At 58.2% G+C, this 21,264-nt stretch carries 27 protein-coding genes; 1 reads left to right on the plus strand and 26 read right to left on the minus strand.

From position 1 onward, the window contains the following. Positions 1–19: 19 nt before the first annotated feature. The 21 genes from GDV60_RS15850 to GDV60_RS15950 form a co-directional block, all read right to left on the minus strand. Complete coding sequence (locus GDV60_RS15850; RefSeq protein WP_070996055.1) at positions 20–538, minus strand: lysis system i-spanin subunit Rz; 519 nt, start codon at positions 536–538, stop codon at positions 20–22. Next, positions 538–963, minus strand: coding sequence for a cell wall hydrolase (locus GDV60_RS15855; protein WP_070996054.1), 426 nt, complete (start codon positions 961–963; stop codon positions 538–540). Before GDV60_RS15855 ends, GDV60_RS15850 begins: the two co-directional genes overlap by 1 nt. A 60-nt stretch (positions 964–1,023) precedes the next feature. Beyond that, positions 1,024–1,239: a hypothetical protein gene (locus GDV60_RS15860; protein ID WP_070996053.1), complete on the minus strand. Its 216-nt coding sequence runs from the start codon at positions 1,237–1,239 to the stop codon at positions 1,024–1,026. A gap of 68 nt (positions 1,240–1,307) precedes the next feature. Then, the gene (locus tag GDV60_RS15865) at positions 1,308–1,562 is read right to left on the minus strand and encodes a hypothetical protein (RefSeq protein WP_070996052.1); all 255 of its coding nucleotides are present in this window, start codon (positions 1,560–1,562) and stop codon (positions 1,308–1,310) included. After that, complete coding sequence (locus tag GDV60_RS15870) at positions 1,559–1,858, minus strand: hypothetical protein (protein WP_070996051.1); 300 nt, start codon at positions 1,856–1,858, stop codon at positions 1,559–1,561. The genes GDV60_RS15865 and GDV60_RS15870 overlap by 4 nt, the downstream gene beginning before the upstream one ends. Next, positions 1,858–2,295 carry a hypothetical protein gene (locus GDV60_RS15875; RefSeq protein WP_159908066.1) on the minus strand — a complete coding sequence of 146 codons (438 nt, stop codon included), beginning with the start codon at positions 2,293–2,295 and terminating at the stop codon, positions 1,858–1,860. The genes GDV60_RS15870 and GDV60_RS15875 overlap by 1 nt, the downstream gene beginning before the upstream one ends. A gap of 22 nt (positions 2,296–2,317) precedes the next feature. After that, positions 2,318–2,971, minus strand: a complete 654-nt coding sequence (locus GDV60_RS15880; RefSeq protein WP_070996050.1) for a hypothetical protein — start codon at positions 2,969–2,971, stop codon at positions 2,318–2,320. A gap of 325 nt (positions 2,972–3,296) precedes the next feature. Continuing rightward, complete coding sequence (locus GDV60_RS26860; protein ID WP_083335468.1) at positions 3,297–7,862, minus strand: phage tail protein; 4,566 nt, start codon at positions 7,860–7,862, stop codon at positions 3,297–3,299. 57 nt (positions 7,863–7,919) lie between these two features. Further along, positions 7,920–8,498, minus strand: a complete 579-nt coding sequence (locus GDV60_RS15890; RefSeq protein WP_070996048.1) for a tail assembly protein — start codon at positions 8,496–8,498, stop codon at positions 7,920–7,922. Beyond that, positions 8,495–9,250 carry a C40 family peptidase gene (locus GDV60_RS15895; RefSeq protein WP_070996047.1) on the minus strand — a complete coding sequence of 252 codons (756 nt, stop codon included), beginning with the start codon at positions 9,248–9,250 and terminating at the stop codon, positions 8,495–8,497. Before GDV60_RS15895 ends, GDV60_RS15890 begins: the two co-directional genes overlap by 4 nt. 3 nt (positions 9,251–9,253) lie before the next feature. Beyond that, entirely contained in the window at positions 9,254–10,003 is a 750-nt protein-coding gene (locus tag GDV60_RS15900) for a phage minor tail protein L (RefSeq protein ID WP_159908068.1), read from the minus strand. Positions 10,004–10,013: 10 nt separating this feature from the next. Continuing rightward, positions 10,014–10,352, minus strand: a complete 339-nt coding sequence (locus tag GDV60_RS15905; RefSeq protein ID WP_070996045.1) for a phage tail protein — start codon at positions 10,350–10,352, stop codon at positions 10,014–10,016. 2 nt (positions 10,353–10,354) lie between these two features. Continuing rightward, entirely contained in the window at positions 10,355–13,648 is a 3,294-nt protein-coding gene (locus tag GDV60_RS15910; protein WP_070996044.1) for a phage tail tape measure protein, read from the minus strand. A 52-nt stretch (positions 13,649–13,700) separates the two neighbouring features. Beyond that, a complete protein-coding gene (locus GDV60_RS15915) occupies positions 13,701–14,111 on the minus strand; it encodes a hypothetical protein (protein WP_070996043.1) in 411 nt (136 codons plus the stop codon). 20 nt (positions 14,112–14,131) lie between these two features. Beyond that, entirely contained in the window at positions 14,132–14,554 is a 423-nt protein-coding gene (locus tag GDV60_RS15920) for a hypothetical protein (protein WP_070996042.1), read from the minus strand. 118 nt (positions 14,555–14,672) lie between these two features. Then, entirely contained in the window at positions 14,673–14,951 is a 279-nt protein-coding gene (locus tag GDV60_RS15925) for a DUF1799 domain-containing protein (RefSeq protein WP_070996041.1), read from the minus strand. A gap of 47 nt (positions 14,952–14,998) precedes the next feature. Beyond that, on the minus strand, positions 14,999–15,379 hold the full coding sequence (locus GDV60_RS15930) for a phage tail assembly chaperone (protein ID WP_032877397.1): 381 nt from the start codon (positions 15,377–15,379) through the stop codon (positions 14,999–15,001). A 3-nt stretch (positions 15,380–15,382) separates the two neighbouring features. Further along, the gene (locus GDV60_RS15935; protein WP_070996040.1) at positions 15,383–16,039 is read right to left on the minus strand and encodes a phage tail protein; all 657 of its coding nucleotides are present in this window, start codon (positions 16,037–16,039) and stop codon (positions 15,383–15,385) included. Positions 16,040–16,111: 72 nt separating this feature from the next. After that, positions 16,112–16,531 carry a phage tail terminator-like protein gene (locus GDV60_RS15940; RefSeq protein WP_070996039.1) on the minus strand — a complete coding sequence of 140 codons (420 nt, stop codon included), beginning with the start codon at positions 16,529–16,531 and terminating at the stop codon, positions 16,112–16,114. Then, positions 16,528–17,184 carry a hypothetical protein gene (locus GDV60_RS15945; protein ID WP_070996038.1) on the minus strand — a complete coding sequence of 219 codons (657 nt, stop codon included), beginning with the start codon at positions 17,182–17,184 and terminating at the stop codon, positions 16,528–16,530. Before GDV60_RS15945 ends, GDV60_RS15940 begins: the two co-directional genes overlap by 4 nt. Then, positions 17,181–17,549, minus strand: a complete 369-nt coding sequence (locus GDV60_RS15950; RefSeq protein ID WP_070996037.1) for a hypothetical protein — start codon at positions 17,547–17,549, stop codon at positions 17,181–17,183. The genes GDV60_RS15945 and GDV60_RS15950 overlap by 4 nt, the downstream gene beginning before the upstream one ends. A 24-nt stretch (positions 17,550–17,573) precedes the next feature. Here GDV60_RS15950 and GDV60_RS15955 point away from each other — a divergent pair, with 24 nt between their 5' ends. Next, positions 17,574–17,882 (plus strand): hypothetical protein, encoded by a 309-nt coding sequence (locus GDV60_RS15955; RefSeq protein ID WP_070996036.1) that lies wholly within the window; start codon positions 17,574–17,576, stop codon positions 17,880–17,882. 1 nt (position 17,883) lies between these two features. Here GDV60_RS15955 and GDV60_RS15960 read toward each other — a convergent pair whose 3' ends face one another. The 5 genes from GDV60_RS15960 to GDV60_RS15980 all read right to left on the minus strand — a co-directional run bounded on the left by GDV60_RS15960 (position 17,884) and on the right by GDV60_RS15980 (position 21,234). After that, positions 17,884–18,387: a DnaT-like ssDNA-binding protein gene (locus GDV60_RS15960; protein WP_070996035.1), complete on the minus strand. Its 504-nt coding sequence runs from the start codon at positions 18,385–18,387 to the stop codon at positions 17,884–17,886. Positions 18,388–18,446: 59 nt separating this feature from the next. Further along, entirely contained in the window at positions 18,447–19,031 is a 585-nt protein-coding gene (locus GDV60_RS15965) for a hypothetical protein (RefSeq protein WP_070996034.1), read from the minus strand. Between the two features lie 47 nt (positions 19,032–19,078). After that, complete coding sequence (locus tag GDV60_RS15970; protein ID WP_070996033.1) at positions 19,079–20,044, minus strand: major capsid protein; 966 nt, start codon at positions 20,042–20,044, stop codon at positions 19,079–19,081. 12 nt (positions 20,045–20,056) lie between these two features. Next, a complete protein-coding gene (locus tag GDV60_RS15975) occupies positions 20,057–20,785 on the minus strand; it encodes a hypothetical protein (protein ID WP_029295015.1) in 729 nt (242 codons plus the stop codon). An 80-nt stretch (positions 20,786–20,865) separates the two neighbouring features. Next, positions 20,866–21,234 (minus strand): hypothetical protein, encoded by a 369-nt coding sequence (locus GDV60_RS15980; RefSeq protein WP_070996032.1) that lies wholly within the window; start codon positions 21,232–21,234, stop codon positions 20,866–20,868. Positions 21,235–21,264: the final 30 nt, after the last annotated feature.

Genomic DNA, 21,264 nt, shown 5'->3' on the forward strand with positions numbered 1-21,264 from the left:
TTGCGACCGGGAATGTAGGTCAGGGCGCGACGGCCCTGACATACGCCTGGCACGCCCGCAGAGCGATCAATCCTTGGTCGCCGGCATCGGTGATGGCGATAATTCGTTGAGCATGCGCTGGGTCAAGTTGGGCTCGACGGGCTCCATGAACCACGCCGACGGCGCCGGAGGTGGCAGACACTCCGCAGCCACTGGCTGAATCCGTGGCGTCGAGAAGGACTGACAGCCGCACATCAGCAGTAGCAAGGCGGTCAAGAAGGCGGGTCTGGTTGCGTTTAGCATCGGAAAGTTCTCGGGTGTGTTGTTGATCGGAGGTGGCCAGCGTCTTCTCCAGGCCCAGGCGCCTGTCCTGCTCGTCGCGCACTTGCTTGATGGCCACCGCGCTGATCCTGTCCAGCTCGTCCTGGTGCAGGCTGGCCTGCTCGGCAAGCGTCTTGCCCGTGCGCCACTCCTGAACCTGCCAGGTGACGCCGGCGGCGCTGGCCATCAGCGCCAGGATCAACACCACCAACCCGGCCAGCTTCTGTACGGGCGTCATCACGGCACATCCTTGAAGAAGACGTGGTGCCCGAGGCGCAGCGTTTGCTTGGCCTTCGCCGCCCAGGCCGGGGCCTTGGGCATCGTGGTTGCATAGTAGTGAGTGGCCCCGCCAGTCGGATCCGGTACAGCGCCGGTCATCACCTGGTCAGCAGCACGCTGGGCCTGGGCGAGCTGCGCGGCCGGTATCGGCTTCGCACCGCTGAGGTAGACGTAGTTCGGGTCGTTCTGGTTCCAGCAGCTGAACTGCCACGGCTTCAGGCACACCTCGGCGTAGCCCTCGCCCCACCAGGACTTGGCCTTGCCGTCGAACACGCGGTTGCGGATGGTCCAGGCCACGGCGATCTGGCCGGCCAAACCTTCACCGCGGGCTTCACCCCAGAGCGTGCGCGCCAGGATGTCCCGGTCTTTATCGGAAGTGGTCATGCTTTTCTCCAGGCAAAAATAAACCCGCACAGGGCGGGTGTCAGGCCGATCGGTACGTAGCTACTCGTCGGCGGCTGGGACGATCTCAGGCACGGCCTCAACCTTCACAGTTACCTTGGCGCTGTAGGTGTTCAGCAGCTGCGCTGTACGGACAACGGCCTGGGGCTGCGAGGCCAGCAGCTCGCGAGCCTTTGAATCCGCTTCATCCGCCGTGGCGAATTCCATAAGGTTGAGGGGATCGAAGGCGTTGCTGGAATTGATGACGATGTAAGGCACGGTGTGCTCCAGGTATTTTTGGCAAAAATAAACCCGCTCGATCGCGGGTGGCGGTGTTCGACAAAAACTCAGTCGCTCAAAGGTTCGGCGGCGGCTGGCAGCGGGAAGCGTTGCTTGATCGCCGCTACGGATGCCAGCCACTCGGTGTAGTCGGGCTCCAGCCCCTGACTCAAGGCATCGTAGTCAGCTTCCAGGCGCAGCGGATCCGACTCGGAGAGATACGCTGCTCGCCGCGAAGCCAGGGCGGCCTCCAGCGCTTCGCGCTCACGCTCTTGCTGCAGCTGTTCGGCAGTCTTCATCATGCTGTAATCGATATTGCTCACTGGGGAAGCCTCACATTGCCGCTGGGTGGATTGAAGATGTCGGCGGGGTAAAGCGCAGACGCAGATGCATCAGGGCCAACAGGTAGTCGAATGCAGATGATCAGCCTCCCGTCGACACGGCTGACAGGCTGAGCAATCCACTCGCTGAGGATCGCCTCCATTGGCAGCGTGGCGCCTTCTGGAACGGGCCCAAAGTCGAAACACTCACCATTAATTACTAACGCTTCACCGCGTCTTTCGAGGGTTATTTTCTGGGCGGGGTCGATGGGGGAAAACGGTGACAACTTGATGATCATTACTTCCACCTCCCAACTGCAATGTAGCCGACCATATAGTTATTATTTTCCGCAGTAGTCAGTTGAATTAAAGCCGCGCTCGGGCCAGTCGCTGTTCCGGTAAAGCGCTTAACCGCGACATTGTTGTTATCGACTACCGTGGGATATTGAAGGGTTGGAACCAAAGTCGGCGTCGCCAAAAACGCGGCAGGAAAATTCAAATTAGTATCCTTCCTTACATTGGCCGTCGCTTGAATCGAAACAAGAGCGGCATGACAAATCATCGTGCCATCGGCGAACCTAATAAATGTGCCGTTGGCATTACTTCCACCCGTAGTAGCGCCCAGCGCATCATAAAGCTCTTGCGTCATATCGTTGATCTTAGTGTTCGCAGAGCGCGGAGTATCGCCCCCTACACCGTTCGGCAATGCGCCGAGGTTAATTGCCTGTCTGGCCATAAGTAGGTTCTCTTTATCTAATTTAAGAAATCGGCTTCGCAAAGACTACCGAGAGATACTGTGCGGTCGGCAGGTCCACCCCAGTGGCCTGGATAACTAACCTGTTCCCGCCGTAATCCCATACCGCTTGGACTACGCCCTGCCTCGACACCGTGCCCGCCATGTCCATGGCAATATTGTTTAGCATCATGTAGTCGCCAGTGTTTATCGGTGAAAAAGCGGACCAGCTGTACCTGAAAACCCCCGGCTGAGTTTGCTCTGCCCCGAGATAGTTCCAGGCGGATATGGTGCGCGTAAATTGTGCACACGGAGTTCCGCTATCAAAAATAATCTTCGAGGTCGCATCCCACAGCCGCAGGCCGTAATCAGCTATTGGCGCGGATTTGAATGCGGCGATAAACCACTTTCCGCTGGAGTGACTTCCTTTCAGTGTGTTGAACCTAAAGGCGTGCCAGTTTCCAGCGCTCCCTTGGACGAGGCAAGCGGCGAAGTAGTCGTCCTGGTCTGGCCTAACAAACACAAGCGGGGGCTCGTCAGTTGTAATTACACTTGAAAAGGCAATGCCTATACCGCCGCTGCCCGCCCACGTTCCGCTATCGAGAATTACAAGTCTTGAAAATTCAGAGTCCAGAGTCACGACGTTGTCATTGTTTGTGAATGTCAGTCCGAACGACACTATCTATTCCTCATTACTATCAGTCTTTGAGTGGTTAACCCGGTCGGCCCAGTAGTGGCCGCCGGACTTCCAAAGAAGACCCGGACATAGCCCTCATAGACGTAGGGGATAAATGCTATCGCGTCGATGCTTTGCCCGTTCGTACTGTAGGGCACGATAGGGATACAGACGCAGGAGTCTGTTGCGGGCGTTACGCCCGCAATAGCTATGTCGATAAAGCGCCCGGCCGTTTTGGGTATAAGCGCCGAATATATAACCCTGACAGTAAAGGATGTTTCATCCAGCTGGAGGGCTCCGTCAGCCCCCCATATCCGCATACCGAAACTCATTCCGATAGGTCTCCTAGCTGCACCCTTTTTTGTCCAGCGGCGTCGTATACGCGCAAAGATCTGTTGGTCATGGTCATGCGCCCTTGCCCTGGAACAGATCCGTTTATTTCAAAAACCCCGGTCTTGCTCAGTCGCCATCCAACGGAACCCGCAACATAGTCATCGGACTGGATGTAAGCCCCGATTTTTGCATTGGTGATCGTGCCATCCTGGATAAACGCGGCTTTAATAAACGTCTGGCCGTCCGTTACGGCAAAAGGAATCGTGCCTCCCTGCCCAAGGGCGAACAAATCCGCATCAATAATGAACTTGGACTGCAAGCCGCCAGGGCCGTCTTCCAGGCCGAGCCCCACACCAGCATATTTATATTCACCTGTAGCCGAGGTGTACTGCAGGCGCACCGACCAGGTAGCCGAAACTTTGTCGCCGACCGTCTGAATAGCCTGGGCGTTCTGTGCGATCGATAGGTTGGCTCCGCTGAGATTGGTTTCTACGGTCGCAATTTGCTGACCCATTACCCCTTCAGCATTAACTCGCGCAGTGGTCTCAGCAGCAATGGCAACCGCGTTACCGTTGACCTTTGCCTCAACCAAGTCAGTTCGTTTACTTTGGGCTGAATCACCCTCGGCAATCGCTGACCACACGGACCACACGCCCGCGCTGACAGTGTTGTCGCCTGCACTGGTCGCGGTGTCGCCTGCATAGGCTGGATTGATCTGAGCGTAAACCCCATCAACCTTTTCAGATGTTGCAACCAGCTTGCCATCGATATCGCTAACCATGGCCGCCAAGCTTGAAGTAGCGGACGCATTTGCAGCGTCTGCTGCCGTAACTCGGCGAGCCGCGATGTTGCACCACAGAGCCCGCCCCGTACTGTTCGCGACCATGATTCGGGTGACGAACCTGGCAGAAACCGCATTCGCCGGCGCAGTGATACGGCCCGAGAACTTTTTGAAACCCGCGCCAGTGGTGGCCGCGAATGAAAAGGCCGTCACATAGCCCAAGTTCACATTGGCGCTGTTGTAGAACTGCATCTGGAAGTTGCCGGTCTGCCCCGGGGTCATCTCATCCCCAGAAATCTCCGCCGTCACATCGAACTGCTCACCCGCCACAGTCAGGATGTTGAAGTTGATCCCGCAAAAGCTGTTGGCATAGAAGGCGATCGCCTTGCTGAATGCCGTCGAACTGGATGCAGTGGCTACGACCGCTGTTGCTGGGGACCCAGTAGATGTGGTCCAAGGATCTGCCAGGCCATCCTCGAAGTTACCTCGAATAAGCAGGTTATCCAGTTGCTGGCCGATAGAAGCCCGGATGCCGGTGATCGCCGTACCCTGCGCCGTGATGGTGTTGCCTTGCTGCGTCACGGTGTTGCCCAGAGCTGTGACGGTCGATGCATCTGCCTTGGTTTGCGCGACCGACAATGCATTGGCAGCTGCCGTCGCTGCATCCGTGGCCACCTTGTCGCTAACAGCCGCCCAGGCGGAACCCGTCCAGCGTTTCGGCGTGTTTGCACCTCCAGTGATATCGATCCAAAGATTCTGCACAAGCTGATCAGCAGCCCCTGGAGCTGCCGCCTGCACCAGCACCTTGCCCTTACCGCCTGCCAGTGTATTGGCCGCGTTTGCAGCGTTTTGCGCCGCAGTGACGTTGCCGTTGGTGGTGGTGAGGCTGGTTTGCAGTCCAGTGATTGCCGTGGATTGAGCGGTGTTCACCCCCTCGATATTGGTGATCTTGGTTTCTGACGTAGTGACACGCGCGGCGACGCCGTTGGCAGTCGTTACAGCCTGCCCCACGTTGAGCCAGTAGTTTGCATCTGGCGGTGCTGCGCCAGCGGGAACACTACCCTTGGCCTGATACAGAATGCCGTCAGTGAACAGCACGCTTTGACCTGCCGTGTAAGGCTTTTCAGGATCGTAAGCCGCCGAGTCTGCAATATCCGCAATCGCATCAATTTGCGCCTGTAGCTGGGCGTCCAGCTCTTGCAAACGCGCATTCATCGAGCCAGGACCATCTCCCGAAATAAGCTCGATCTCTTCGCGCAACTCCTGGTACAGAGCCCCCTTGCCGATCTTGTCCGCGAAGTACTTCTCGTACTCGCTCTGGTCCGAACTGGCCTGGCCATTTACCGCACCTGGGATCGGATAGAACGGCCCGACGTTGCCGGTACGATCCACCAGGCGCGCCCAGAAAAACAGGCTCGCCCCCGCCAGCAGGCTGTGCATCTCATGCTTGGCCTGCGGGTAGCTGAAGTCGCTCAGCTTCTCAGCAGTCTCCAAATCGGGCGCCTCGCTATACCAGAGTTCCGTGCGCTGGGTGTCCTCTGCACCTGGTGGAAAGCCCCACTGGATGCCGATGCCGTAGACCAAGCTGGAGGTGGTCAGGAACGCTACCGCCGGCGGCAGACCCTCTTTACCCTTCAGGTTGGTCAGGTTTGAGCTCTTCCAAATCGAAGAGATCTCGAAGGCACTCACAGACCGTACCCGGGCCAGATAGGCGCCCGAATAGATGCCAGTAACGTCCACGCTCGTCGAGCCAGTGCGCTGCAGCTTGATCCAGTTGCCGCTGTCCTTGCGCCACTCCACGTCATAAGCGACCGCACCAGGTACGGATGGCCAGGAGATGTTCATGGTGCTGATTGCCAGGCCTTGGTCGATCGCGAGGTTCGACGTGATGTCGACGCTCGCAGGTGCCGGTACCACTGTGATCGGCACAACACTGATTGGGCGTTCTTCAAGGCGTGCGCCAGTGTCGATACTTGGAAACTTGCTCGGCTCGAACTGCAGCGCACTGATGTCGTAGTCGCCCTCTGGGGTCCGGGCGGTCCTCATAACCCTATACAGAGGAATAGCCAGATCATCAGCGTCGATTGCCCACTGAAGCTGCGCGGCCGGCGCCTCGCTGTAGGCGACAGTCACAGTTACCTTGCGGCCGTTCACGCTTTCCACTGTGCGCCCTTCCGCCCGCCCGCCGGGAAGGTTAATCACCAGCCGGTCACCGGCCTTGACCAGGGTATCGCGGTCCAAGGTGACGACCTTCCCCGCCGCGGCTGCAATGCGCCCGCCTATCTCCCGGCCCGCCAACAGCGAGTCGGCCACGGGGATAATGAACCCAGGCAGCGGAATACGGCCTTCCATGCCGGTCCTGAAGCTGATGGTGCGGTCCTGGTTGTTGCTCAGCACCAGCCACTTGGCACGGCGCTGGGCCTCAGATGCCCGAGTGCAGCCGATGGCACTGATCTCCGTCGGCTTGTCGCCCAGGCGGCGCTGCAGCGGCAAATCGGAATAGACTGTGACATCGGTATCGTAGTTGTTCAGCGGGTTATCGTAGCTGACAAGGCAGCGCGTGAAGCGAGTCTTCGCCGATGCGCTGCCATAGGAGATCTTGCCGTCGATGACATTCGACCGGGTGAAGACGTAGTCCATGTCCTGTGCCCGAGGCATGTCAGCCTGCATCACCAGTTGGCCCTGAGCCCAGTACGTCATGCCGCGATAGATGCCGGCGATGTCCCGCAGCAATGACCATGCATCGGCCTTTCCCTGCAGGTTCATGTCACACAAGAAGCGCGGCTCAACGCCGCCGGCACCATCGGACACCAACTGATCGCAATATTGTGAGATGCGGTATAGCTCCCACTTGTCCACCATCCACGGCTTGATTCGGCGACCCAGTCCGAAACGATCCTGGGTGCAGATGCCGTAGGTGACCCAAGCCGGGTTATTGGTCCACGCCTCTTTCATTGTGCCATCCCAGGCACCGGTATATGTCCGCGCCACCGGGTCATAGTTGCTCGGAACCTGCCAACGGCGCGCTTTGCATTTCACGGTGACGGCCGGGATGTTGGTGAACTGCTCGGCGTCGAACTCGACGAACAATAGCGCGGTGTTCGGGTAGCGCAGCTTTGCGTCGATCACCTGGGTGTAGCCGGCGATGAACAGGCTGTCGGCAACTTTGTCAGTGCTCTGCGAGTTGGGGGTGATTCGGCGAACACGAATCAGCCAGCCGCTGGCAGCCGGCGGCAGGTCGACGCGTAATGAGCGCTCGTAGCGCGTGGTCGTCTTACCGTCCATGGCACCTAACAGAACCTGCTGGTAGGCGCCGCCATCAGTTGCCACGTCGACCGCATACTCGACGCGATAGCCGTTGATGTTGTTTGCGCCATCCTGGCTCGCCAGTCGCGGTGTGGCCAGGCGAATACGCGCCGCAGAGAGCTGAAGGTTAGTAAACGACTGCACCCACGGCGTGCCACTGCGCAGCTCGATATTCAGGGAGGTCTCGTTGTCGACTGACGGAATACCTGGGATGTAAGTCTGCTCAACCGAGCCTGGTCGCCAGTCCCACTTCACATTGCTGAAGTTATAGTTTCCGCTGGCGTCCTGGATCGGGGTGTTATCGAGAAAAATGTCGCGTGCGGTGGGCACACCATCGAACTCACCCTCGCCCACTGCGATGAGGATCTTGGCCACGTTGGTGGAGCGCAGACTATCGGGTGCCTCTACCGGCGCCTTTGGCTTGCTCTCGCCACCTTTGGCACCGTGAATATCCAGATTCTGTGCTGCGCCCATGCTTTCCTCCAGGCAATAAAAAACCGCCTCTTGGGCGGCTTGCTCGACGTGTCGAGGTTATGTCTTGTCTTCGGCGTAGATAGAGGCCGAAATGATTGCGCCGCCCCACCGGCGCTCACCGATGCAGATGGGGACGGGGTTGCCACTGGCCGTGGTGTTTTTCGCGCTGCCGAATGCGTAGCTGGGCATGTTTTCAGGCGCTGCGCTCTGCTTAAGGCCTGATGCCTGCGGGCTGAGCATCTGAATCACCCCCCCGGCGAGCAACGCGATACCGGCGGGCGCCGTCGGCGCGCCGAAGTAGCTGGCCGCAATCAGCACGACGCCCAGCACAATCTGCAAAATGCCGCCCCGCTTGCGACCTTCTACGACTGGGACAATCCTTATCTCCCTGGCCCCGCCCATGCCGAACTCATCCGGCCCGACGTTTTTACGGTTGCGGAAGATGGCGAAGCGAAGACCCAGGCGGTCAAGGCGGCGAATCTCGGCCTCGAATCCCTCAATGGTGGCCTTAAGCGCCCGGAAAACTTCCCACGTATCACCCGGGCCAACCTGACGCCGGTGCAGCCTGCCGAACTTCTGAGCCAGCGAGCCGGACAGTTTGACGGTGGTCATTGGCGAATAAACGATGGCGCTCATCGTGCCTCCTTGTGTCGAAGAATTAAGCGTGTGCGCTGAAGCCATGGCCCGCCGTAGACAATCAACTCTGATGGCCGGCCATAGAGGTGGTGCAGGACGAAGGGCCCGGGACCAAAGACGCCGGATTCTTCATCGGGCAGCGCCGGGTCAGTTCCCAGGTAGATTCCCGCGTGGTTCGGATGCGCCGTGCGCCCGACCTCCATCACGATCATGTCGCCGCGCTGTGGTTTGTCGACTTGCTCGAAACCGGCAGCGGTATAATTCGCCTCGTACAGACTGGTGCTATCTGCACTCTCCCACCAGCCCTCTGTTCGCTGGAAGGCTTCGAACTCAAGGCTCCACTCACGTCGGTACCAATCGGCGCAGACCTGCCAGCAGTCCCAGGCACCATGCACGAATGGGCGCTTTAGCAGCGGCGTGTTGCCGCTCGGGGTGACAGTGCGCAGGTCGCCCTCGGGCCAGCTCAATATGTGCCAGGGCAAGGCCGTGGCCTCGCACATGGCCAGGTCGCGCGATGACGGGCGGCTGGTGGCGTCCGGATGAGAATGGACGATGCCGATCACCTGGCCCTGGTCTTCCGCCGCGGCGTAGTCCTCTGGATCAAGCCGGAACTCTTCGTTCGGCTCCGTGGCGATGTTCCGGCACGGGAAATACTTCTGTGCCCGGCCCACGGAAATCAAAAGCCCGCAGCACTCTTTCGGGTACTCGGCCGCCGCATGCACCTGGATGGCGGCGATAATGTGTTTGCGCATTTCTCAGCTCCGGGCAATGAGTGACACAGCGGGAAATCCACCGAATGGGTAAGGGTTTCCCTCGCCGAAGCGGGGAATGCAGCAGCGGCCCAGCGTTCCGTCAGGTATGTCATTCTCAGGGTTATCTGTCAGATTCCCATCCTTGTCCCGGTACGGCCCTGTGTAGCCACAGTCGGGCCCCCTGTACCCGCCGGTTAGCGCCCAGTGGCACAGGGTTGTCATCTGTCTGCCGATTGTTTCGCCGCCGACATCACCAGGGCTGGCCAAGTCCCACCTGACCGTCTCGCCGTCCTCGTTGGTCTTCTGGTCGACATACCAGACTTCGATCGATTCCTGGGTGGGATCGGCCGCGGGGTTGCCGTCTTCGAAGTTCACCGCGTCCAGGAACTCGGCCAGCGTGTTGCGAACTGTCACCTTGAACTCGAGCAGATCCTCGAAGGCCAGGCATAGAGCGGTGATTCGTCCATTGACGTTGCCCACCGACAGCTTTGGCCGTACTGCGGTGCCGTCGCCGTTCGCCTCGCTGCCCTCGTACTGCATTGGCCAGGCGCCATACTCTTCGCCCTTCCACCAGATCGACTTGGCCGGCAGCTGGTCAGCGTTGCTGCCGGCGGCCAGCAGTTCGGCAGGCGTATGCGGTATCGCATGGCCGTGGAAGCGCAGCACATCGGCGCCGTAATCGCTGCCATCCAGTTCAAACAGCATGATTTCGTTCCCAGGCTCAAGGGTCTGGATAGCATTGATCAGCGACATGGATTGACCTTTACGGGTGGAAGGCGCGCTCGAACGTCGCCGTCACTTTGAATACGCCCCCGCCCATGGGAGTGGGGGTCGGGTTCTTGCAGGTAAAAAGGCCAAGCTGGCCAAGCGGGGTTGTCCAGAGGAAGGCTTTGGCACCCTTGTGACGATCGAAGAACGCCATAATTTCCAGCGCTCTTGCTTGGCCGCCGGTGTGGGTGATTGGGTAGGCATCGACTTTGTTGTTGATCCCATCCCCGACCTCTTGCTTGTAGCCGTCCCCAAACTGCGAGGTGCGCACCCGATAGGTAATATCGGGTGCCTCCCCGTTCTGGGTGGCCCAGGTGAATGTCTCAATCGCCATCGTTACCTCCCGTTGATAGCTCGCCAGATAGCCCCGCCAGGCTGAACACCGCGTGCGATGGCAGCCTCGGCTTCGGTCTTGGCGACCTGCTGGATATTCCTTCCGGCCTGCGAGGTGTCTTCCTGAGTTGCATTACCGCCGTCGCCAGCCGTTTGCACGGATACCGACACGGGAAAGTTGTAGGTGTTGCCGCCTCCCCCACCCCCTCCGCTGCCAGCTGCAGCCATGATTGAGTTGCCGCCAGTCATCAGCGGAGTGACGCTGCCGCCCTGTGCGCCCGTCATGAGATAAGAGCGGCCGCCCTGACTGAACAGCTCAGGCCCCCTTTCGTTTACCTCATACAGGGTGTTCGGATCGACAGGACCACCTGACGCCCTACCCTCTACTAGAGCGCTGCCGATGCTGGAGCCGAAACTGCCAGCGCCTGCACCCGCCGCTGCACCGCCACCGAACCAGGCACCGATCGCAGTGCCCGCCAGCCCCGACAGCAAACCGGACGCAGCCTGACGAGTAGCGATACGCGCCATGTCAGCGATGATCGACTTGGTAAAGTCGGAAAACGAAAGTTTGCCGGTAATGGCAAAGTCAGCGACCGCGTCCTCCATGCTGGAAAAGGCATTGGTGAACAGGCTTTTGGTTTGCCCGGCAACGTCGTTGGCTGATTGCAGGTAGTTCTGGAAGGCAGAAGAAGCGCCGCTGCGCCAGTCGCCTTGGGCCTCCGACATCTTGTCGTAGTTGTCGACCACTGTGTCGCGGTACTTCCTTTCCGCATCTTCCAGGCTGGCCAGGTCGCGCATGTAGTCTTCCTGGCTGTACTTATCAGGCGCTGTCTTACGGCGATCCAGAAGTTTGGCGCGCTCGTCGTTGAACTTATCAGTGGTTGCGTCGAGGCTCGCCTGCAGTGCTGCTTGCCGGTCGCCCAGACCCAGCCCGTTTGCTGCACGGGAACCGGCCGCTTCCAGTGCGGCGCGCTGGCGCTCCAGCTGATTGACGTAGGCCTCCGAGGCGGCCGTCAGTTGCTCCAGGCGGCCCTTCTCGTTGGTAGCGATGACCGTCAGCTGACTATCGGCATCCTTTTGAGCCTTGACCATCCCTTGCCTTGCATCGGCGATCTTCTGGTCAAGCTGGATGCTCTGCGCCGCCGTTGTGTCTTTCTTGGCCTTGGCCGCTTCCAGGGCATCGATCTCAGCCTGGTACGCGGCCGTCACATCGTCCTTTTCCTGATTGATCAGGGCCGATCGCTGCTTTGCGTAGTCCGACAGCGACACCACGCCGGCCTTCTGCTGGGCCTCCAGTTCCTTTTGGGCGTTTCGGTAGTCCGTGACGATGTCGGACAGGTTGTTTTTAGCGTTATTGAAACTGGTCAGATCGACTTGAGCTGAGGCGGCCTTCGGGCCTTTGTTTTTATCGTTAAGCCCTTTAACCAAGGTATCGTAAGCCCCCCCTGAGAACTTTTTACCGTCAAAATCGACACCCTCCAGAAGCTTAGACTTTTGGCCGATCCTCTCAGCATTCTCGTAAAGCGTTCTGAATTTATCGTTGAGCTTGTCCAGCCCTGCTGTGCGCTTATTTAGAGGGTTAATCTCATCGAGCTGCGCATCCAATTCTTTTTGGATCTTAATAGCTTTCTGGTTTGCGTCGGTGTTCTCGCCAGTGATGATTGCCAGATTGGCGTTGGCTGCTTGCCTGGCTTTCAGGTTCGCGAGCTTCTTCTCCAGCGCCTCAGTAGAGTCGTCATGCTCGCCGGTACCCAAGCCTAACGCAGTATTGAGCGAGCTCAGCCCGCTGGAGACTGCGCCGGCGAATCCGCCACCCTTACGGGTATCCAGCACGCGCTGGGTAATCTCGATCTGCTTTGCGACGTCTGGGAAAGCTTCCGACCTAATATATGAGTAAGCGCGTTTCGTAGCTTCCCCGACGTCGTCCCAGTCTCGCTCAATATCGGATAGAGACCCGCGATAGGCCTTGAGTCGCTCTAACGCCGCCTCATTCAAATTGCCACTCAGGACATCAAGCGCGCGCTGATGATCGCCCTGGTCATCAATCCCCTTGATCACCTGGTACTGCTCGAGGGTCAGCAGCCCATACTGGCTGCTGATTTTGCCCGCAGCCTCCGTAGCTGTATCCCCAGCAGTGGCGAATGACTTTGCGAGCTCTCCGGCACCCTGCCCCGTGATCTCGCTGATCGCTGTCGCAGCCTCAGCCAGATTGCGCATCTGCGTGCCGCTTGTGGCGGCCCCCGACGCAAGCGACACAACCGCTTCGCGCGCGCCAGATAGATTTCCAGTGATGCGCCCGGCACCTTCGGCCATATCCTTCAGGCTGGCGATTGTCTGACCGGCGCCGTTGGTGCCGCCATTGATAGCAGCATTGAACTCGCGAGCCTGCTTCATTGCATCGAAATAGGCGTATCCAAGCGACCCAAGAACGGTCACCAGTAGGCCGGCTGGAATTATCATCCCCGCCAGACTTCGAGCTGATTCGCCGGCACCGGCACCCAATTGCGCAATGGCCCGCGCACCACTCCCCAGATCGCCAGATTGCAGGGCGTTGGCGAGCTGCATCACGTTCTCTTGTGCCTGGCGAGTGCCAAGCTTCAACTTGTCGAACGCGGTTTCCGTAGCTGTCAGCCCTGCACGATCCTTGCCGATTTTTGCCAAAGCTTCGTTGTAGCGGTTGGCGTCAGTCTCGCCTAGCTTATGAAGCTCGTTGAGTGCTCGCTCACGCTCTTCAAGCTTCGCCAGCTTGGAGGTTAAGGGGTCCATTCCATTCACGGTGCGCTTCAGCGCTTCGATCCGTCGGCCCTCAACCTCTATCAGGCGCTGCTTCTGCGCCAGTTCTTTGGCTTCAGCCTTTTCAAGCCTGTCGTGGGCCTTCCCCAACTGATCCTGATACTTGACCTGGTCCTCTATCGTTACCAGTCCACCTTTCTTGGCACGCTCGAGCAATCCCTCAGCCTGGATCAGCGACTCCATGCTGGTGATATTGCCGCTCATCGCCTTGTCTAGCTGGCTGATGACATTGATCTCAGCTACCGCACTGTCGGCGGCTTTGCGACTTGCACCGGACCTGCGATCTATCGCGGCAGTAGACTTGTCGACGCCCTGTGCCACCTCACTTTCAGCTTGAGTGATCTTATTTCCGGTGCTGGCCAGGCCATCGCCGGCTTTTCCCAGATCGACAATCGCCTTCTCCGCGCCTTCTGCCGAGTCGACCAACTTGTCCAAGTCGCCGGCAGCGTTCACCGCCTCCGATGAGTTTACGGCAATGCCCAAGGACGTGAAGTTGGTAGCCATGCTTTCTCCAGGCGTAAAAAAACCCGCTCTAGGCGGGCTTATGGAAATATATTTAGTGCTGGCTAAAGTAGCCGAAAACCGCAACAGCTATTCCTAGCAACAAAACTAGAATCGTTCGGTGGCTTCTCATGGGGCCGTACACAGCCTCGTGCGCAGAGCTTGCTTCAGCGTCAGTAATTGGCGTGATACCACTTCCGCAGTGCTTGCACTTAGACGCCTGCATTTTTACAAGTTCTGAGCAGCTAGGGCAGGCTCTCTCGCCGCTAGAGTTGACGAGAAGACCTTCTTTAATAGTTGAAGTTTTTTGTGGGTTTGGTTTGATTATTAGGTAAATGACCAGTCCGAGAACAGGAAAGAAAATCCCCACCAAAAAGCCTTCGAACGCAGATCTGTTCTTCGCGTTCGCCGCCACGGCTGTGAGTCCGACAACAATAAGCCAGCCCAAAACGACCACCTGTGACATATCAACTTCTCCTTAAATACTTAGAAGCTGCTCGGCTGTACGGCTATCGACCCACCACCCGCAGGAATAAAAACCCTGAATTTCTTTTGCTGGCCCTGCTTCAAAACTACTGACGTTTCCATTCGTTCGGGGTTAGCTGCGCAAAGCGCTGAACCGTCCAGCGCGGCACCTAGCAACCACTCGCCTGAAGGCACCTGGAAGACAGCCTTCTCGCCAGTGTCCAGCTTCGCCACGGGTGCACCATTTAGGAAAATCGTTGCAAAACATCCGCCACCTTGAAACCCAGTGTCTCTCGTCACAATCAGCGAGCTGCCACCAGGTACTGGCTTCTGGTAACCGCTCACCCTTTCAGATGGTGCTGAACGCGCCTTGTCAGAAGGTACTGGCGATGTAGCACAACCAGCCAGCAACGTTAACGCCAGAGCACCTACGAATAATTTCATGTCGTTCCCTCGTTGAGTTATCGCGGAACTTTATCATCAACGAGTGAGCAACACGAAAGCCCCGCATGGGGGGGCTCATCCCTAGGCTGCTAGTCTTCTATAGCAGTACACCGACGCTTTACCCGCCCCTGGCGCTCTCCCTCTGTTCCGCCATCACCTCCAGGGCTTCAGCCTCCATACGGCGGAAGTCGCTGAAAATGGTTTGTCGCTGGCCGATCGGCACGCCGCACATCCGAATCACACCCGGGAGAACGCTGTAGTCCATGCCTGTTGCGCCGCACGAGCCTGTACGCCACTGGGTACTCATGGCCTCAAAGACTTTGAAGACGTCCCAGTTGTCGGGCCAGATCCCAACTTCCTTGTCGGGAATGTCTTGGCGGGACAAGCCGAAGGCCATCAGGTCTGCATCTGATGGCCCAGGCTCATACAGGGCGCGGGAAGCGCTTAGGAGTTTCCCAGGCGGGCCTCGCTGAATGCCTCTGCGTAAGCATTCAGCACCGCCTTCGGGGCGGAGTTGATCGAGTTGACGAGGATGCGCACGTTTTCAGGCGTGAACTCCTCCTCAATATCCCAGCCCACCACCACATCCAATAGCTGGTCGGCTTGCAGGGCGATCTGGGCGGCAGTGAAAGCTTTGAGGTCCATGTCCCCGACCTGCTTTCCCAGCTCGTCGTGCCGCTCGTTCCAGCCGGTATACAGCTCGGCTAGCGCGGTTCGGTCCAGGTACTTGAATTCGAACTCAACCTTTTCAGCGTTGTAGCCCGCGCGCTGGATCATCACCGGAGCCTTGAAGGTTGGCTTTTGGATCAGCTTGAACTTGGCCATGGGTTACACCGTGGCCGCGTAGCGGGTAGGAAGACCAGTCAGGGCAACACTGATAACACGGGTCATCAGGTTGTTGCGCGACATGGTCGGCGTCGCAGTGATCGACACGTAGCCGTTGTAGAGGATGCTGCTACCACCTGGGAGGTTGAGGCGGAGCAAGCGAGGCTGCTTGTCATCGTCCGCCGCCTCGCAGACAGCCACATAGGGCTTGGACGGATCGTCAGCAACGGTGTAAGTCAGCGTGATCGGATTCTTGGTGGTCGGCATCTGGCGGTCGTTGTCGTCGGCCACGAAACCAAACGTAAGGAACTGCTGATCGCCACCGGCCGAGTTCATTTCAGTGACCTGCGAGATCTCAGTGAAGGCCGTCACCTCGCGGACAGAGCCGATACCGGAGCCCGCGGGGTACTGCTGAGCGTTGGTGGTGTTCACGCCAGCCAGGGCGAAGGTGCCGCTGGCAATTACCCCCACACGGACACCGCGGCCGTCGAGGCGAGTCCAGCCGGAACTGACGGCGACTACATCGCCCTCGGCCAAGCCATGGGCTGCAGCAGTTGCGATTGCCGGATTGGCATTGGTCAGCGCAGTGAATGGGATTGCAACGCCGTAAGTCGACGCAATCTCAAGGGTGGCGCCGTTGGGCATTTGGATGCCGGCCATGGGTGTTTCCTCTTATCAGAAATGACAAAACCCGCACAGAGGCGGGTTTCGGGGTTTGCCCAACGGGCGTATTCAGATGGCGATGTCAGCTCGATACTCGAACGACACCGGCACGGTGTATGTGAGCGGGTCAGGAATGCCAGGCCCAAGATCAACCGGCGACATCGTGATGACGGTGACGCCTGCCTTTGTGTCTCGAGCATAAAGCGGGAACAGCACTGCCAGCTCGGCTACAAGCGGATTTGTCTTGGTTTTGCCAGTATTGGCCGGGGCCACAATGCTGACCTGGTAGACGCCGATGAAAGCGCGGTGGTCGCCGGCAAGCGTGCTGCTTGCCGTGTCGCCTGGGAGCATGAACGCCCGCAGATAGGTCTCGGCGTCCGCCGGGTCGTACTGAACGTTCTCGAACACCACCTTGATCGGCTCCGTGCGCGCCTTGCTCCAGGCAATCAGCTTGGCCTCGTAAATGGACGCAATGATGGCGTGGCTCATACCTGGTTGTTCCTTGTGGCTTCGTCGACGATCTGCTGGAAGCGGGCCAGAGTGATTCGGACCATGCCGCCGGGCGCTTGGGTCGAGTGCCCGTACTCAAGCGGGATTGCGTAGGGCAAGTTGTTCACGATATAGGCAGTTTGTCCTGCCGTGAGCGACTCCACCTGCAGCTTAAGCTTGGCCAGCGTCACGCCACCGGCCGGGTCGACCTGATCAAGCGTGCCTTCTGCGGGTGTGCCGATGGAAAACTGCCAGTTCCCGCGGAACCGCCCACCGACGTAGTCCCTGCCGGCGACCAAGCCGTTCACATTGAAGTTCTGGTCGCGCTCGGTCTTTGTCAGGGGTTTGGCATATTTCACGCCGCGCCGCAGCTTGCCGGCCTTCGTGAAATTCGACTCGTTGAGGTTGATGATCGTATTGCGGACCGCGACCTTGAAGTCGTAGTCATCGGCGGCCCGCTTGTTCGCCTGTCGGTGAACGATGTTCGCAGCCCAAATCTCTGGATTGCCCACCGGTGACATGCGGATAACGCTGCTGCCGATCTCGATAACGATCTCTCGGATAGTTGCGTCAATACCAGCCTGGGCGCGCTCAGCGAAGTCGCGAATGTTCTCGGCGAAGCTGCCGTTCATGCTCGCGTATTTGTTTGTCATGACCGTACCTGCAATTCATACAGGATCGGCGTGCCGGCGGGGTTGACCTCTTTCAGCGGAGGGACAATTGACCAGATGCGGCCTTGGGCGATTACCTTGTCGAGCAGGCCGGGCACCCAGGCCAAACCCTGCGCGGCGATCTTGAGCTTCTTGTCGCCCTGCTTGATGAGGCTATTGTTCTGGAATTCTTGGCCGGTGAAGTCGAGCAGGATGCCCTGGGCGACCTGTTCGACGGTTACGCCAGGAGCTTCGCCTCCGATATCAGGGTCGTATTCGCCTGGCTGCGTCTTGCTGATAGTCACGGGCTGGCCGAACTCTGTGATCATCTCCAGAGCCATCACGGCCATTTCTTCGTAGAATGCCATTTAGTTACCCTATAAGGACCTGCGATGACTAACGGCGAAAAAGCATTGTTTTTGATCGACGCCGCTGGCCGTCTAAACAATGCATTGGCAGACTTCACTAGCATCGACAAATGCTCAGCGAGAAAGGATTTCAAAAAGGCAATACGCACCGTCTTAGCTGGAACGCGCGCAGAAGAATTTACCGACGAGCTGATCGCGGAGCATGCTCAACACCATGTCCCGTTCCACTCAAATGAATTTTCTACTTTTACTGAGCTCGTATCTGCTAGCAGCAACGAAGATTTATTCAGTGTTTTTGTCCACTATACAAACCTGAAAATGTTGGATATTTGATTTAGACCCGCACCGAAAACAATCCACGCTTCTGTAAGTAGTCAGCGAACTGAGTGGCACTCGGTCGATCCGGCGCTGCCGGCAACAACCGATTGCTGGTGTTGGGGATCGCCGCGTACTGCCGGGTCACCGCCCCTTCAACACGATCAAGCAGAACCGCGCCCTTGCGCTTCTCCACCGGGTCGATATCGTCCTGATGGATCTCAGCAGCCAGGGCCATCTGCCCGTACTGGATCCGCGCCGGTAGGTAGTTGTTTGGCTTGATCTCATAATCCAACCGCACCTCCCGGCGCGGCCAGGACAAGCCCTGCTCGCTATTCGTCTTGCGCCCTTTCCAGGTCATGCCATCCATCGCCAGTGCGGCCCGTCGCAGCAACGCTTCCTGCTCAGGAACACCTGCAGGAATGACCGTGCCGAATTTCACGGCATACCGGGCCAGATCCTCGGCGCTCGCGTAACTTTCGGCGTCAGGCTTGCCGGTGCCATCCTCGATGATCAGTGTCATGCGTTAACTCGCTGGAATGGTTTGAAGAGTGGCCGCCAGGTAACCGACAGCCAGCAGTATTACTCCTTGGTCAGCTCAGCGACGAGCTTTTCCAGGGATTCTTTCGAAGCATTGGCCCGGTACGGAACCTTGGCCTCATCGAGCTTTGCTTTCAGCGCGGCGATTTCATCGACCTCTCCAGCCGGCGGTGTGATGGCGGCTCTCTTCAGAGCTTCAACATCATCGCGCAGCTCGTCGACAGTAAGAAGCAGGCCGTCACGCTCGGCGGTCAGCTCACCAACTGAGGCATGGATGGTGCCCAGTACTTCATACAAACGCACCGCCAGCTCGCCCGACCCGGGACGGTGAATCTCGCCAGCTTCCAGGCCGTCAACCAGGACCTGGATAGATCCATGTTCAGCCCGTAAAGCTGCGATGAGTTTTTCCAGTTCGCCCTGATTGGCGGCGCCAACAATCTTTACCTGCTTGGCCTCCTTCACCGACACGTCAATGCCGGCCGCTTCGTACGCATCAACAACGCTCGGCCAATGGCCGACTACCAGCACACTGGTTACTCCCGCTTCTGGCTTGTCGAAGTGTTCCGGGTTGCGGTAACGCTTCTCCGGGTCGAAGCCGGAGAGTTGGTTGCTGTAAGTCAATTCCATGTATTTCTCCAAGGCGGCCATCGCTGACCGCGCGTTGAGTTTGAGACTTAGCCGCCAGAGGCAGGAGGCGTCGCAGTGAGCTTGATCATCACGCCGGCGGTGACCTTGTTGCTACCCGCGTGCTTGACCCAGTTGGCAGCGGAGCCGACAGCGGCCAGGGTTGGGTTGGAACCGCCAGTGGTGGCCTTCCAGCTGTAGCCCAGCACATCGATGTTCACGGTGCCCTCCGCACGGTAGCCAATGCTCAGGTTCTCTTCGTCGTTCACTTCGTACGAACGGAAGCCCGGGGCCTGCGACTCGGTGATTGTTACGGCATTCGGCAACAGGCCAAAGATGACATCCGCCGGCGCGGTGTCGGTTACCAGTACAGGCTTGCCCAGGGTGCCAGGCAGGCCGCCGTAGATCACGACGCCCGCTTCTTCGTAGATCTTGTTGGTGATGGCTTCGTCGACGATGTCGAAGTAAGCGCTGGAGTGCATGACCCACAAGGCGATCCGGCCGAACTTGTCGCCGAACTTGCGCATGCCGCGAGTCAGGGTTTTCTTGCCGTCGGTTTCGATGTTGGCCGAGACCACCATGTCAGCGTTGGAGCCAATAGCGGCACGCAGACCAGCCGTTGCGTACTGGATGAAGCCCTCCAGGGTCGCGTCAGCAACGTCGGCACCAACGATCTGGGAGAACTCCTCGACCGGACGACCGCGGCGCTTGAACGCCTCTTCGGTGGTCTGGTATGGGCCGTACTTCCAGGGAGCCTTGACGCCGACAGCTTCGCCGGCGCTGATCTTCTTGGCAGTTACCTTGCCTTCGGAGTTGACGTCACGGTGTTCCAGGGAGCCGTTCAGCTTGTAGAGGGCGCGCTTGCGGAAGTCGCCCTCGATCAGTTCGTTGTCTAGCACCATCGCGCCGTTGGACGATGCGTTGAACACGTCGAGGTTGTCCTGGACTCGCTCCAGGTATGCGGTTTGCGCCTCATCGTTATAGATGATCAGGTCGCTGTTAACGGTTGTAGCCATGGGTTAATCCCCTTACTTGGGCAATGCGAGATATGCGGTTTGGCCGTGCTTGCGCTGGAAGTCGCGCTTCTGCTCGGAGGTCATTTCGGAGCGCTTGAATGCAGCCTTGCCGCCACCCCCGCCCGGGGCAAATGTCCCTGAAGCCCTTGGCCACAGGTGAGGTGCGCTTTCGCGCAGAGATTCCGCCCATTCGAGCGGAGTCAGAGGGGTCTTGCCGTCTTTCCCGAGGATGACCTGGCCGGATTCATCAACGGCGACCGCATCGCCATCTTCGTTAAGGGTGAACACGCCTTTGGCGCGCAGGATGATGTCGTCGGTTGCTTCAGGTAGAGCGCCGGCTTTCAGTGCTGCGCCGCGCACCGAGTCGCCCAGGACTTTGCCCTGGAACTTGGCAGCGAAGGATTCGGCCTTCTCGGCGCGCTCGCTGATGGCCTTCAACTGCTTGTCGTAGTCGCCGCGAAGACGCTCAGTGCGGCGGTTGAAGACCTCGTCCACCTTGCCCTCGGTCAGCAGCTTGGTTTCTTCGTCCTGGCCGGCACGACTGAGCAGGCCTTTGACGGCGTCGATGTCGATGCCTTCAAACTGGGTTTCGAACTGGGTCAGCTTGCCGGAGGTTTCCTTCAGCTTACCCAGCAGTTCCGAGTTTTTAGTTTTCAGACCAGAAACGGATGCTTCAACGGCAGTCGCGATAGCGGCCTTGATTGCCGGGTTTTCCAGGTCAATTTCGTTTTCTTCTGCCACGTTGATGCACCCCTTGGGTATGTTTCGCCCGTTTTGCAGGCATAAAAAAACCCGCCGAAGCGGGTTATATTCATAATCGTTTATTCTAAATACATCTCTAATGTCTCAAGTGTTTCATCATCTTGAGCGAACTCGCATATAAGGTCTGTGATCGCAATTAATCTGCGTCGCGCCTCAACTTCCTCTTTGCTACCAGAGAGGGCAAAAATAAAAGTGTGGGCTTGTTCGCGTACGTGCAATCTTAACCATCTATTATTCCGAATACTTGCCAGCACCAGCAAAATATCATCCTTATACTGGTGGGAATGGGCAAACACTTTAATGCAGAAAATAGCATTGCGTTGATTCCACAGCCGATCACCAAAACTATGAAATCCTGCTAACCCAAAAGCTCGCACAAAATCATTGAGAAGGTCTCCTTGCTCTTGTCCTTGGAGTTTACCCAGCATCCTAAACCTTCCTTGATATAGCGCTAAAAC

This window comes from Pseudomonas sp. DTU12.1, assembly GCF_009873475.1.
Lineage (GTDB): Bacteria > Pseudomonadota > Gammaproteobacteria > Pseudomonadales > Pseudomonadaceae > Aquipseudomonas > Aquipseudomonas proteolytica.